This window comes from Agrobacterium vitis, assembly GCF_014926405.1.
Taxonomy (GTDB): Bacteria; Pseudomonadota; Alphaproteobacteria; order Rhizobiales; family Rhizobiaceae; genus Allorhizobium; species Allorhizobium vitis_H.
The window spans coordinates 3,489,491-3,502,576 of sequence record NZ_JACXXJ020000005.1 but is presented as its reverse complement, the minus strand read 5'-3'; the positions used below and the strand labels follow the sequence as shown (position 1 = coordinate 3,502,576).

The window sequence follows — 13,086 nt, the reverse complement described above, 5'->3', positions numbered from 1 at the left end:
AGGAGCAAACATGGTTACGAGAACCTCCGGTAACAATGGATGACTTCGGATGCAAACGAAACCTTTCCGCATCGGCACACGCGGCAGCCCTTTAGCACTGGCCCAGGCCCATGAAACCCGCGAGCGTCTGGCCGAGGCCCACGGCCTTTCGCCTGATATGTTCGAGATCGTCGTCCTCTCGACCACCGGCGACCGCATTACCGACCGGTCTTTGGCTGAAATCGGCGGCAAGGGCCTGTTCACCCTGGAGCTGGAACAGCAATTGCTGTCCGGCGGGCTGGATTTTGCCGTGCATTCCTCCAAGGACATGCCAACGGCCCTTCCCGACGGGTTGGAGATTTCCGCCTATCTGCCACGGGAAGACATGCGCGATGCCTTTATTGGCCGCACGGCACCGAAACTGCTGGAGCTTGCCGAGGCCGCGGTCATCGGCTCGGCCTCGCTCCGGCGTCAAGCGCTGATTCGCAGGCTTCGGCCTGACCTTCAGGTCATCACCTATCGCGGCGCCGTGGAGACCCGGCTTCGCAAGCTGGCCGCAGGCGAGGTCGATGCCACGCTGCTGGCCGTGGCCGGCCTGAAGCGGCTCGACAAGGAAACCGTGATTACCCAATATCTCGACCTCGAAAGCTTTCCGCCTGCGCCGGCCCAAGGGGCGATCTGCATTGAGGCACGGGTCGATGACCGGCGCATCCAGGATCTTCTGGCTCCGATCAATCATCGCCCGACTTTTGACGCGGTTTCCTGTGAGCGTGCCTTTCTGGCGGCGCTCGACGGTTCCTGCCGCACGCCGATTGCCGGCTATGCGATATCGGATGGCGAAATGATCCGCCTGACCGGGACGATCCTGACACCGGATGGTCAGGTCTCGCATTCGGTCGAGGCTGAGGGCCGCTGCGCCGATGGCCTTGCGCTCGGCTGGTCGGCGGGCGAAAAGGTAAGAGACAAGGCCGGACCCGGCTTTTTCGAGGGATGGACCTGACACCATGCGCGTTCTGCTGACCCGGACCGAGACCGCAAGCCGCAAAACGGCAGACCGTCTCCGCGCCCTGGGTCACGAACCCGTGGTTCTGCCGCTGGCCCACGCCATACACCACGTCGATGATACACTTTCTGCCCTTTCCCAACCGCATGCAGCCCTGGCAGTCACCAGCAGCGAGGCGATCAGAAGCCTCGCATCTCATCGCGAGGCGCTTCGGGGCCATTTCGAAACCCCGCTGTTTGCCGTGGGTAAGGCGAGCGCCAGCACCGCACGAGCGCTTGGTTTTCGCAAGGTTCTGAGCGCCCGAGGCGATGGCGCCGCCTTGGCTGAACAGATTGCCGCCGCCCCAATCGCCTGGGCAAATCCCCTGCTTTATCTGGCCGGGCAGCCTCGCAAGCAGAGCCTGGAACACGGGTTGCGCCAGTCCTCCATTCCCTTTCGCGTTGTGGACGCCTATACTATGCGGGGGCTAACTTATCATGAGGACGACATCTGTGCCCGGCTCGAGCAAAAGGCGGTGGACGCTGTGCTATTGTATTCCGCCGAGACCGCCAGACGGTTTTTTGCCCTGCCTCTTTCCGGTAAAGCCGCCACTCTTTTCGCATCCGCACACATTTTCTGCCTAAGCGCCGATATTGCCGAAAACGTGGCAAAACCGTTCAGGAACAGGGTATCCATTGCCCCTCAGCCTCGTGAGGACGATCTGCTTTCTCTCCTGTAAAACCACAAGGCATGCGGCAAATGCGGGCAAGCCCCTTTCCTTCCAGACGATCCCTGACTAATTTCATTCCACACCCATTGAAAACGAGGTTGCCATGGTTTCCGGAAAACCCCCACGCCGCTCAAAAACGACCGAAGAGCCGGTGACCATCGACCTGACGGCAACGCCCGTTCAAGCGCCTGAGACCGGCAAACCGCTGGTGCCGGGTGACAAATCGGAGGAACAGGCCGTCAGCTCGGATCACACGCAATCGCCCGATCACGAGCAATCGCTGGACAAGGTAGACCAACCCAAGGAAAATCCTGTCGATCCCGTGGCAGAGCCGGAAAGCGCGCCGATCTCGCAGGCCGAGGACCTGAGGCGGGAGGATATCAACGCCGACGGAGCAAAGGTCTGGCCGGGCAAACCTGAGGACGCCCATTTTGGCGGTGAGACCTCGGCCTTTTCGCCCCCCCCGCCGGACGAGCCGGAACCACCGCTGATGGAAGCATCCGCTGAGGGCGAGGCATCCGCGCCACCCCCACGCGCCTCCTCTCCCACCATGTCAGGTTTCGTGGCCGCAGGCATTGTTGGCGGGCTGATCGCGCTGGTCGGCGCGGGCGCCCTGCAATATGCTGGCGTGATCCCCTCCACCGGTTCAGCAAAGGACGACAGTGCGGTCAGCAAACAGGTCGCAACCCTTGCCGCCGAGGTCGAGAGCCTCAAGGCAGGGAGCGCGAATGGTGCAGTCCCGGCAGATCTTTCCGGTCTCGAAAATCGGCTGTCACAGCTGGAAGCAGGCCAGCAGCAAACCGCCGTGGACCCCGCCGCCGTCAGCGACTTGCAGGCAAAGCTTGCCAGCGCCAACCAGGCAATCGACCAGCTGAAATCGGATATTGCCGGGCGGGTGGAAAAGCTCACCGAAAACCAGACGGAAGTCTCCGGCAAGGTGAGCGCCATTGAAACCAAGATCAACAAGCCGCGTGACGACATCGAAGTCGCCCGCGCCATTGCCGCCTCGGCTTTGAAGACCGCCGCAGACCGCGGCGGGCCGTTCCTGGCCGAGTTGCGCACGCTGGGCAGCATCGCACCGGAAGACACCGCCATTGCCGCTCTGGAGCCCTATGCGACCACGGGTGTCACGTCCCGTATCGAGCTGCAACGGCAATTCGGACCAGTTGCAGACAAGATCCTCTCGACCATCAATGCGCCTGCGGAAAGCGCCAATATCGGCGAGCGTCTCTGGGCCAGCGCCATGTCCGTGGTCAAGGTACGGCCAGTGGGCAATGTCGAAGGTGACAGCGCCTCGGCCATCGTTGCGCGCATTGAAGACAAGATCCGCAATGGCGACCTGAAGGGTGCGGCAGCCGAATGGGACAGCCTGCCGGAGGCAGGACGCAACGTCTCTGCCGAGTTCAAGAAGGCGCTCGACGCCCGTATTACCGTTGAAAACCAGGTTTCCGACGCGCTGGCCCGTGCCGTCGCCGGACGGCAAGGATAAGCATCATGATCCGTATCATCGTCTATATCCTGATCGTCCTGGCGCTTGGCTTCGGTTTTTCCTGGCTTGCCGATCGTCCGGGTGAGTTGCAGATTGTCTGGCAGGGCCAGCTGATTGAAATGAGCCTGACAGCGGCGGCGACCATGATCGTTGCCATCGTTGCGGTGGTAATGATCGGCTGGTGGCTGGTGCGCACGCTCTGGACCTCGCCGCATTCGATGCGCCGCTATTTCCGCGCCCGCAAGCGTGACCGAGGCTATCAGGCGATCTCGACCGGCCTGATCGCCGCAGGCGCTGGCAATGCCGCGCTGGCCCGGCGGATGAGCGCCCGCGCCCGTGGCCTGGTGCGTGCCGATCAGGAACCACTGATCATGGTGCTGGAGGCGCAGGCCGCCCTGATTGAGGGCAAGCATGACGATGCGCGGCGGATCTACGAGCAGATGGTCGCCGATCCCGAAACCCGTGAGCTTGGCCTGCGCGGCCTTTATGTGGAGGCAACGCGGCTAGGGGCGCATGAGGCTGCGCGGCAATATGCCGAAAGGGCTGCAGAGGATGCGCCTTATCTGCCCTGGGCCGCAAAGGCCGCTTTGGAATATCGCTGCCAGACCAGCGCCTGGAATGAGGCCATTCATCTTCTCGACCAGCAGCGCGTCGCAGGCGTCCTGGCCCGGGCGGAAGCCGACCGGCTGAAAGCCGTGCTGCTGACCGCAAAAGCCATGGACCAGCTGGACGGCGATCCGGCAGCGGCCCGCGACAATGCCATGAATGCGCTGAAACTGGCCAAGGATCTCGTGCCAGCCTCCGTGACCGCCGCCCGCGCCCTGCTGCGCGAGGATAATCTGCGCAAGGCCGGCTCCGTGCTGGAAACCGCCTGGAAGCTTGCCCCCCATCCCGACATCGCCAGCCTCTATGTGCGGGCGCGGGGTGGTGACGGCGCGGTTGATCGCCTGAAGCGGGCCGAGCGGCTGGAACAGGTCAAGCCCAACAATGTCTATTCGCTGCTGGTGGTTGCGGAAATGGCGCTCGAGGCGCGGGACTTCACCAAGGCACGCGCCAAGGCTGAAGCGGCAGCCCGGATGCAGGCCAGCGAACGGGTTTTCCTGCTGCTGGCCGATATCGAGGATGCCGAAACCGGCGACCAGGCCCGCATCCGCTACTGGATGGCGCAGGCTCTCAAAGCCCCCCGCGATCCCTCCTGGGTGGCCGATGGGCAGGTCTCGGAAAAATGGCTGCCCTATTCGCCCGTCAGCGGCAGGCTCGACGCCTTCGAATGGAAGATCCCCTATGCCCAGCTCTCCGGGCCGGTCGAAGACGGCACAGTGATCAGCGGTGCTGCCGCCTTGGCCGAATTGCCGCCGCTTGGACAGGGAGAGAAAAACGCATCCTCCATTCCGGCACGCAAGATCGACACGCTGCCGGAAAACACCGAGGCCGCAGCTGTAGCTCCCTCGTCCAGTCAGCCGCCTGCATCACCAAAGCCTGCGCCGAAAAGCCACGAGCCGGAGCCATTCTTCGGCGGCGCGCCGGATGATCCGGGCGTGCGCGATGCCAGCCGCAGTTCGGACGAGAAAACCCGGCTCAACCTGTTTTAAGGACCATTCATGCTGGAGCGCCTCAATACCTTTTTCCAAAGCTTTATCGCTGGCGAACAGGACAATGAATTCGACGGCAACGACACAAGGGTGCTGATTGTCGCCCTGTGTTTCCAGGTGATGGAAGCCGACGGAACCATCAGTGCCGCCGAACGGAAAAGCTTGAAGAAAAGCATCAAGGCTCATTACGATCTGGACCGCAGCAAGATCGACGCCTTGCTGGAGGCCGGCCAGCAGGCTGAAAGCGAGGCGGTTGACTATTACCGCTTCACCTCGGAATTGAAGCGCCGTCTCGATGAAAACCAGCGGCTGGAACTGGTCAGCGTGCTCTGGGACATCGTCTATGCCGATGGCATGCGCAACGAAATGGAAGATCATATCCTTTGGCGGGTCGCAGACCTGCTTGGCGTCTCGGACCGGGATCGGATTCTCGCTCGGCAAAAGGCGGCGGAGCGGGCCGGACAACAAGCGGATGGCCAGGCCGGAGACGAAGCAGTCGCCGGAGATGCGGATGCTTGATGATCCCGCGCGCCGTCCGGTCCTGGTTATCCTGCATCAGGAGCGATCCAGCGCCGGTCGTGTCGGCCAATTGCTGGTGGAAAAAGGCTTCCCCCTCGACATCCGCCGCCCGGTGCTCGGTGATCCACTGCCCAGCACACTGAGCGGTCACAGCGGTGCCGTGGTATTCGGCGGGCCGATGAGCGCCAACGACCCTGAGCGTTTCGTGCATGATGAGATCGACTGGCTGTCCGTGCCTCTGAAGGAGAACCGGCCCTATCTCGGCATTTGTCTCGGTGCGCAAATGCTGGCCCGGCATCTGGGTGCCAAGGTCAGGGGCCATGACCGGGAATTGGTCGAGATCGGCTGGTATCCGATCCAGCCGACCAATCATGGCCGGCTGCTGATGAAATGGCCGAAAATGGTCTATCATTTTCACCGCGAAGGGTTCGACCTGCCGCATGGCGCGACGCTGCTGGCCACCGGCGATATCTATCCCAACCAGGCGATCCGCTACGGCGAAAAAGCCTTCGGTATCCAATTTCATGCAGAACTGACGCGCGCGATGATGCAGCGCTGGGTGGTGCATGGCGCCTCACGCTTTTCCATGCCCAATGCACAGGCTGGCCGCGACCATCTGGAAGGACGCATGCTGTTCGATGCGCCGCTCAAAGCCTGGCTATCGGATTTTCTCGATCTGGTGTTTGCCGAGGAACACCAGCCTGCCAACCTGCGTCAAAACACCGATAAACAGCCAGCCTGATCGCAATCAGGTCTTGTCCGGGGCTTCCAGCGTGTCGATGGTGCGCAGTTTCGGAAAGGTCAGCGCCCAGATGATCGAGACCGCCAGCGTTCCGACGCCACCGACAACCACCGCTCCGACCGGTCCGATCAGATGCGCCATGGTACCGGCCCGGAACTCCCCCAGTTCGTTGGAAGCACCGATGAACACCGAATTGACGGCATTGACACGGCCACGCACCTGATCCGGCGTCCAGAGCGCCAGCAGCGTTTCGCGCACATAGACCGAGATCATGTCACCCGCGCCAAGCACAGCAAGGGCGATGGCTGAAATCCACCAGACTTTGGAAACACCAAAAACGATCGTTGCAATGCCGAAAATCGCAACACCGACAAACATTAGCAGTCCAGCCTTGTGGCGAATAGGAAAGGTTGCAAGGAAAGTTGCCATCAAGATCCCACCGATGCCGGGAGCAGAGCGCAAAATTCCAAGCCCGAGAGGTCCCATGGTCAGGATGTCAGATGCATAGATCGGCATCAGCGCCAGCGCGCCACCCAACAGGACTGCGAAAAGATCCAGTGAAATTGCCCCCAAAACCACTTTCTCATGGCGGATGAACTTAAATCCAGCCAGCAGATACGTCAGGGTCTTTGGTTCATTGGATGTTTTTTTCGCAGACTTTGGCACCAATATAATAAACAGCAGACCGGCAGCCATGAACGCAAGTGACACGCCATAAGCAACATTTGCCCCAAAACCATAAAGCAAGCCGCCTGCGACCGGCCCCAGGATGGACGCGATCTGCCAGGAAGATGCATTCCAGGCAAAGGAATTGGCGAGGTCCTTTTCAGGCACCATATTGGCCGCCAGGGATTGCACTGCGGGGCCCATAAAAGCCCGTTCAATGCCAAAAATCGTCATGATGATCAAAACGGGAAGGGGCGCAAAAGCGCTGTTGATCGTCATAACCAACAACAGGGCGACACAGGCCGCGCTCACACCCAAACAAATTGCGACGATCATCCGTCGATTGAAATGGTCCGCGACCGTCCCCGTCACAAGCACCAGCAACAGCGCCGGCAAGAACTGCACCAGCCCGATCAGGCCGAGATAGAGCGCATTGCCAGTGACCTCATACATCTGCCAACCCACCGCCACGCTGACGATCTGCATGGCAAAAGCGGCCAGGAAGCGTGCGAAGAAGAATTTCGTATAGGCGGAATGGCGAAAGGCGGCGAAACGATCTTCGGACTGGGAAATGGACATCAGCTATTTTCCTGGCCGGATGGGTCCGGCATTCTCTGCGCAACTTGCGTTAAACATGAATGGCGATAGCTGGCAAGGCGACACTTGCCCGTTTCGGCCTCAATGTCTACATGTCTGTCAACTGACAAATGGAGACAGACATGCTTGCCCTGTTGCAGACGATTGATCTCGCCCTCAATCTTTATACCTGGATCCTGATCGCCAGCGCGATCTTCTCGTGGCTCTATGCCTTTAACGTGATCAATTCCAGCAACCGCTTCGTCAACCAGATCGGCCTGTTTCTGTTCAACGTCACTGAACCGGCGCTACGCCCCATCCGCCGTATCATGCCCAATCTTGGCGGCATCGACATTTCGCCGATCATCCTGCTGCTGATCATCTTCTTCATCCGCTCGCTGATGTGGAACACGATTGCCCCCATGCTGCTGTGAGCCATTGCTATCGGCGTTTCGATGATCACATACGCCTTGCCGTCCGGCTGACGCCGAATGGCGGGCGCGACGGGATTGATGGTCTCGACGTCAATGCGAATGGCGAAGCCCACCTGAAAGTGCGGGTCAGCGACGTGCCGGAAAAGGGCCGTGCCAACAAGGCATTGATCGCCCTTCTGGCCAAGCGCCTCGGCGTGGCCAAATCCGCCGTCAGCCTGATATCAGGAGATACATCAAGACAAAAAATCCTCCGGATCGATGGCGACCCGGAGGATTTGATTGGTAGGCTGGAAACGATCACTGCCGCATGAGGCAAATCACGCTTCTTTCTTGGCGCGCTCAATCGATTCGACAATCAGCTTCTTGGCAACATTGACATCGCCCCAATCGCCGATCTTCACCCATTTGCCGGGTTCCAGATCCTTGTAATGCTCGAAGAAATGCTTGATCTGAGCCAGCGTGATTTCCGGCAGGTCAGTGTAATTCTGCACCTTATCATAGCGACGGGTCAGCTTGGGAACCGGCACCGCCAGGATCTTTTCGTCCATGCCGCCATCATCTTCCATCATCATCACGCCGATTGGGCGGACATTGATGACGCAGCCGGGCACCAGCGGACGGGTATTGCAGATCAACACGTCCAGCGGGTCGCCATCCAGGCACAGCGTATGCGGCACGAAACCGTAATTGCCGGGATAATGCATCGGCGTATAGAGAAAGCGGTCGACGATCAGCGTACCGGCTTCCTTGTCCATCTCATACTTGATCGGCTGGCCACCGACCGGCACCTCAACGATGACGTTGATATCTTCCGGCGGATTCTTGCCGATCGCAATCGCATCAATACGCATGTCTAACCCCATGGGATGGTTGAAATCCCGGGTGTCGTAAAGGGTTTCTTAAACCAAAGCAACCATTTGCGACAAGCGGCCCCAATAAAGGACGCAATCAAGGTAAACATTGCGGGCCTGCGCACCAGAGCCGATCAGGCCCAGACAAAGCCTAGCTTTTTCAAACTGACAGCGTCGAAATCCTCCATGCCCTCCACGCTGTCCGTGCCGCCATTCGAGCGGAAGAAATTGACGGCGCCCGCACAGTCCTCCAGGCACCAGACCACCAGTCCCCGGCAACCAAGCGATTTGAGCAGGCGGCGGCATTCGGTAAACAGCGTGAAACCCAGGCCAACGCCCTGGTATGCCGGCCGCATATAGATCTCGTAGATCTCGCCATCATAGGGAAGGCCCCTGGCCCGGTTGAGGCCGAGCGTCGCATATCCGGCAATCACCCCGCCGATATCGACCACCAGCACTGTCGCCGGACCATTGGTGGCCTTGCGCCACCATGTCTCGCCACGGCGTTCCATCATCCGGATCAAAGCCTGATGCGGGATAAGACCGCTATAGGTGGACTGCCAGGCTTCCCGATGCGCCTCGGAAAGCGCTCTCCCATCATCCGGCGCAGCCGGACGTACATCAATCGATAACGTCTTCATAACGTCACTCTCATCCGACTGGGGTGATGACAATCAGTGCGGGATCATTCCCGCTGGCAAGTCCGCCCCCTCCTCGTGCTTGCCCCACAACCACGGCTCAGATTAACGCTTTCTTAAACAATCAAGCAAGAGTGGTCCTTGCAAAATTCCAATGATCAAAATCATCTTGAAGGTCTATGCACAAAAAACCCCGGCCAATGGGCCGGGGTTGATGATCCTGCAGAAGCTAAAGGGTAGAAAACGGCAATCAAGCCTGGGCGACGCGGGCCTTGCCGAAGCGCTTACGGTCGTTGGCGTCCAGGTAGAACTTGCGCAGACGGATCGACTTCGGCGTCACTTCCATCAGCTCATCGTCCTGGATCCAGGAGAGCGCACGGTCCAGCGTCATGCGGATCGGCGGGGTCAGCTTCACGGCTTCGTCCTTACCGGCAGAGCGGATGTTGGTCAGCTGCTTGCCCTTGAGAACGTTGACTTCCAGATCGTTGTCGCGCGAGTGAATGCCTACGATCATGCCCGCATAGACCTTTTCACCCGGCTCGATAATCATCGGGCCGCGATCTTCCAGGTTGAACATGGCATAGGCCACGGCTTCACCGGACTGGTTGGACAACAGAACGCCGTTGTTACGACCGCTGATTTCACCCTTGAACGGCTGGTAGTTATGGAACAGACGGTTCATGATCGCCGTACCACGGGTATCCGTCAGCAGTTCCGACTGGTAGCCGATCAGGCCACGAGTGGGCGCATAGAACACCAGACGAACGCGATTGCCGCCGGAAGGCCGCAGCTCGGTCATTTCAGCCTTGCGCTCGGACATTTTCTGCACGACGACGCCGGAATGCTCTTCATCAACGTCGATGACGACTTCTTCGATCGGCTCCATCAGAGTGCCGTTCTCGTCCTTGTGCATCACGACGCGCGGACGCGACACAGCCAGCTCGAAGCCTTCGCGGCGCATGGTTTCGATCAGAACGGCCAGCTGCAATTCGCCACGGCCAGACACGAAGAACGAATCCTTGCCTTCCGATTCTTCAATCTTCAGGGCAACATTGCCTTCGGCTTCCTTGAACAGGCGGTCGCGGATCACGCGGCTCGTGACCTTGTCACCTTCAGTGCCAGCCAGCGGGCTGTCATTGACGAGGAAGGACATGGTGACGGTCGGCGGATCGATCGGCTGGGCTTCCAGCGCTTCGGTCACGGACGGATCGCAGAAGGTATCGGCAACCGTACCCTTGGACAGACCGGCAATCGCCACGATGTCGCCAGCATGGGCTTCATCAATCGCGGTGCGCTCGATGCCGCGGAACGCGAGAATCTTGGAAATACGACCGGTTTCGATGATCTTGCCGTCCTGGCTCAGAACCTTGACCGACTGGTTCGGCTTGATCGAGCCGGAATGGATACGGCCAGTGATAACACGGCCGAGGAAGGGGTTGGCTTCCAGCAGCGTACCGATCATGCGGAACGCACCGTCTTCGTCGCCAACGCTTGGCTCAGGAACGTGCTGCAAAACCAGGTCCAGCAACGGGGCGAGGCCCTGATCCTTCGGGCCTTCAGGGGCGATATTCATCCAGCCATCACGACCGGAACCGTAGAGGATCGGAAAGTCGAGCTGCTCGTCGGTGGCGTCGAGGCTGGCGAACAGGTCGAAGACTTCGTTGATGACTTCTTCATGACGGCCATCGGGACGGTCAATCTTGTTGATCGCAACGATTGGGCGAAGACCAACCTTAAGCGCCTTGCCGACCACGAATTTGGTCTGCGGCATCGGGCCTTCCGAGGAGTCAACCAGAACGATAGCGCCGTCCACCATCGACAGGATACGCTCGACTTCGCCGCCGAAGTCGGCGTGGCCGGGGGTGTCTACGATGTTGACGCGAACGCCCTTCCATTCAACCGAGGTTGCCTTGGCGAGAATGGTGATGCCGCGCTCTTTTTCGAGGTCGTTGCTGTCCATGACGCGCTCTGCAACGCGCTGGTTTTCGCGGAACGAACCGGACTGTTTCAGAAGTTCGTCAACGAGGGTAGTTTTCCCATGGTCAACGTGCGCGATGATCGCGATATTGCGAATCTTCATGATTAGGATCTCTGATGGCTCTGGCGCGAAGTCCATGCCGGTGCCGTTGATGAAACCAAAGACCGCGCCTGTTACTTTGGGGCGCTCATAGCCTGTTTTTTGCATTTGCGAAAGAGGCAAAGCGTCTTGATGACGCTCTGCCGCATTTTCACCGCAGAATCAGGCGCTGCGCACCGGATCAAGCACGACCTTATAGAGCTCGTTGTCATCCCGGTCCATCAGGCGCACGGAGAGCTGTTCGCTCTGGCCATCGACATCGACGATGCCGAAGAACTGAAGACCCGCAGACGGCGGCAGGTTCTGGCCCTGCTCGGCGGTCGGCGCCTTGACGAACTTCAACTCTGGCCCGAAGGTCATGTCGAGATCGCTCGGTCCGAAAGTCCCTGCATGCAAGGGACCGGAGACGAACTCCCAGAACGGGTCAAAATCCTGAAAAGCCGCCTTGTCGGGATTGTAATAATGGGCGGCGGTGTAATGCACATCCGCCGTCAGCCAGACTGTATTGCGGATGCCTGTCGTCTTCATATGCCGCAGCAGTTCGGCAATCTCCAGCTCGCGGCCACGCGGCTCGCCATTATGGCCTTGCGCCACGGCTTCCGTGCCTTTCTTGTTGAGAAAGTCGTCCCAGACGACCAAGCCCAACGGCATATCGGCGGCGATGATCTTCCAGGTCGCCTTGGAATTGGTCAGTTCCCGCTTCAGCCAGGCCACCTGCTCGGCCCCCAGGATGCGCGATTCCGGCGTCTGGACCGTTTCCATGCCATCGTGATTGGAACCTCGATAGCTGCGCATGTCGAGGAAAAACACATCGACCAGCGGACCATGAGAAATCTTGCGGTAAACCCGGCCAGGCTCGGCAGGCGTATAGCGGATCGGCGTCATTTCATGGAAGGCGCGGGCGGCACGCGCCGACAGCAGAGCAATGGATTTTTCGCTATAGCGATTGTCGGCGGTCAAATCCTTGCCCGACGACCAGTTGTTCAGAACTTCATGGTCGTCCCACTGGTAATGGGTTGGACAGATTGCCGACAGTTCCAGCACGTTCTTGTCCATCATATTGTATTTCCACTGGCCGCGATATTCGTCCAGCGTTTCGGCCACCTTGCGCTTTTCATCGGTGACGACGACATTTTTCCATTTGGTGCCGTCCTTCAGATCGACCTCTTCCTTGAGGGGACCATCCGCATAAATGGTGTCACCGGAATGCAGGAAGAAATCCGGCTGATGCTTGGCCATCGTGGCATAGGTCTTCATGCCGGTTTCATCGATGCCCCAGCCCTGGCCCACCGTGTCACCCGACCAGACAAAGCGGACATCGCGCCTGGAGGCGGGTGCGGTGCGGAACCGGCCGGTGATTGGCTCGGAAACACTGTTGATATGGGAAAGATCAGCCGCCGTGAACCGATAGAAAATCTCCTGGTCGGCAGGCAGGTCCGCCAAAAGCCGCTTCACGGCATAATCGCTGTCCGGCAGGGCATTGAGGGCGGTGAGACGCACCGGATTGGCAAAGCTTTCGGTGGTGGAATATTCCATCATGATCCGCGAAGGGCGGTCTACCCGCGTCCAGATCATCCCGGAATTCAAATCGACATCACCGGATTGGACGCCGTGGGTGAAAACAGGGCGGTCCGCCGCCCGGGCATAAAACGGCAGCGCCAGACCGGACCCGGCAGCAAGCCCGGCAGCACTGGTGCCGAGCAGAAACGAACGGCGGCTCAGCGCCTTGAAGGATGTGGACATCAAACCTCTCCTTGGAAAACGACGCCGGTTGCATCGAACCGACGTCGGAGCCAAACAGAGAGACGTGT

General features: G+C 59.6%; 13 protein-coding genes. 8 read left to right on the top strand and 5 right to left on the bottom strand.

Translation table 11 applies throughout. The features are described from left to right. Positions 1-49 precede the first annotated feature (49 nt). From hemC to IEI95_RS27535, 6 genes are all read left to right on the top strand, one after another. Positions 50-979: a hydroxymethylbilane synthase gene (hemC, locus tag IEI95_RS27560; protein ID WP_156538296.1), complete on the top strand. Its 930-nt coding sequence runs from the start codon at positions 50-52 to the stop codon at positions 977-979. Between the two features lie 4 nt (positions 980-983). Next, positions 984-1,700 carry a uroporphyrinogen-III synthase gene (locus IEI95_RS27555; protein ID WP_156538297.1) on the top strand — a complete coding sequence of 239 codons (717 nt, stop codon included), beginning with the start codon at positions 984-986 and terminating at the stop codon, positions 1,698-1,700. Positions 1,701-1,794: 94 nt separating this feature from the next. Next, on the top strand, positions 1,795-3,180 hold the full coding sequence (locus IEI95_RS27550; RefSeq protein WP_156531787.1) for a COG4223 family protein: 1,386 nt from the start codon (positions 1,795-1,797) through the stop codon (positions 3,178-3,180). Between the two features lie 5 nt (positions 3,181-3,185). Then, a complete protein-coding gene (locus tag IEI95_RS27545) occupies positions 3,186-4,772 on the top strand; it encodes a heme biosynthesis protein HemY (RefSeq protein WP_156538298.1) in 1,587 nt (528 codons plus the stop codon). Positions 4,773-4,781: 9 nt separating this feature from the next. Next, complete coding sequence (locus IEI95_RS27540; RefSeq protein ID WP_156548018.1) at positions 4,782-5,291, top strand: tellurite resistance TerB family protein; 510 nt, start codon at positions 4,782-4,784, stop codon at positions 5,289-5,291. After that, positions 5,284-6,033, top strand: a complete 750-nt coding sequence (locus IEI95_RS27535; RefSeq protein WP_156538300.1) for a glutamine amidotransferase — start codon at positions 5,284-5,286, stop codon at positions 6,031-6,033. The genes IEI95_RS27540 and IEI95_RS27535 overlap by 8 nt, the downstream gene beginning before the upstream one ends. Before the next feature lie 6 nt (positions 6,034-6,039). Here the strand turns inward: IEI95_RS27535 and IEI95_RS27530 are convergent, their stop codons facing one another. Continuing rightward, positions 6,040-7,278, bottom strand: coding sequence for an MFS transporter (locus IEI95_RS27530; RefSeq protein ID WP_156538301.1), 1,239 nt, complete (start codon positions 7,276-7,278; stop codon positions 6,040-6,042). A 140-nt stretch (positions 7,279-7,418) separates the two neighbouring features. On the opposite strand from IEI95_RS27530, the gene IEI95_RS27525 reads away from it, so the two are divergent. Further along, positions 7,419-7,709, top strand: coding sequence for a YggT family protein (locus tag IEI95_RS27525; protein ID WP_015917418.1), 291 nt, complete (start codon positions 7,419-7,421; stop codon positions 7,707-7,709). Then, the gene (locus IEI95_RS27520; protein ID WP_194417247.1) at positions 7,706-8,020 is read left to right on the top strand and encodes a DUF167 domain-containing protein; all 315 of its coding nucleotides are present in this window, start codon (positions 7,706-7,708) and stop codon (positions 8,018-8,020) included. The genes IEI95_RS27525 and IEI95_RS27520 overlap by 4 nt, the downstream gene beginning before the upstream one ends. Before the next feature lie 6 nt (positions 8,021-8,026). Here IEI95_RS27520 and ppa read toward each other — a convergent pair whose 3' ends face one another. From ppa to IEI95_RS27500, 4 genes are all read right to left on the bottom strand, one after another. Next, positions 8,027-8,560, bottom strand: a complete 534-nt coding sequence (gene ppa, locus IEI95_RS27515; RefSeq protein WP_015917420.1) for an inorganic diphosphatase — start codon at positions 8,558-8,560, stop codon at positions 8,027-8,029. 134 nt (positions 8,561-8,694) lie between these two features. Beyond that, the gene (locus tag IEI95_RS27510; RefSeq protein WP_015917421.1) at positions 8,695-9,201 is read right to left on the bottom strand and encodes a GNAT family N-acetyltransferase; all 507 of its coding nucleotides are present in this window, start codon (positions 9,199-9,201) and stop codon (positions 8,695-8,697) included. A 247-nt stretch (positions 9,202-9,448) separates the two neighbouring features. Beyond that, the gene (typA, locus tag IEI95_RS27505; protein ID WP_041698252.1) at positions 9,449-11,278 is read right to left on the bottom strand and encodes a translational GTPase TypA; all 1,830 of its coding nucleotides are present in this window, start codon (positions 11,276-11,278) and stop codon (positions 9,449-9,451) included. Positions 11,279-11,437: 159 nt separating this feature from the next. Continuing rightward, positions 11,438-13,018: an alkaline phosphatase D family protein gene (locus IEI95_RS27500; RefSeq protein ID WP_156538302.1), complete on the bottom strand. Its 1,581-nt coding sequence runs from the start codon at positions 13,016-13,018 to the stop codon at positions 11,438-11,440. Positions 13,019-13,086: the final 68 nt, after the last annotated feature.

Bases quoted from the DNA above. Each gene is read 5' to 3' on its own strand.
- ppa (WP_015917420.1), bottom strand. From the start codon at position 8,560: ATGCGTATTGATGCGATTGCGATCGGCAAGAATCCGCCGGAAGATATC.
- IEI95_RS27550 (WP_156531787.1), top strand. From the start codon at position 1,795: ATGGTTTCCGGAAAACCCCCACGCCGCTCAAAAACGACCGAAGAGCCG.
- IEI95_RS27530 (WP_156538301.1), bottom strand. From the start codon at position 7,278: ATGTCCATTTCCCAGTCCGAAGATCGTTTCGCCGCCTTTCGCCATTCC.
- IEI95_RS27545 (WP_156538298.1), top strand. From the start codon at position 3,186: ATGATCCGTATCATCGTCTATATCCTGATCGTCCTGGCGCTTGGCTTC.
- IEI95_RS27510 (WP_015917421.1), bottom strand. From the start codon at position 9,201: ATGAAGACGTTATCGATTGATGTACGTCCGGCTGCGCCGGATGATGGG.
- IEI95_RS27500 (WP_156538302.1), bottom strand. From the start codon at position 13,018: ATGTCCACATCCTTCAAGGCGCTGAGCCGCCGTTCGTTTCTGCTCGGC.
- IEI95_RS27540 (WP_156548018.1), top strand. From the start codon at position 4,782: ATGCTGGAGCGCCTCAATACCTTTTTCCAAAGCTTTATCGCTGGCGAA.
- IEI95_RS27535 (WP_156538300.1), top strand. From the start codon at position 5,284: ATGCTTGATGATCCCGCGCGCCGTCCGGTCCTGGTTATCCTGCATCAG.
- IEI95_RS27525 (WP_015917418.1), top strand. From the start codon at position 7,419: ATGCTTGCCCTGTTGCAGACGATTGATCTCGCCCTCAATCTTTATACC.
- IEI95_RS27555 (WP_156538297.1), top strand. From the start codon at position 984: ATGCGCGTTCTGCTGACCCGGACCGAGACCGCAAGCCGCAAAACGGCA.
- typA (WP_041698252.1), bottom strand. From the start codon at position 11,278: ATGAAGATTCGCAATATCGCGATCATCGCGCACGTTGACCATGGGAAA.
- hemC (WP_156538296.1), top strand. From the start codon at position 50: ATGCAAACGAAACCTTTCCGCATCGGCACACGCGGCAGCCCTTTAGCA.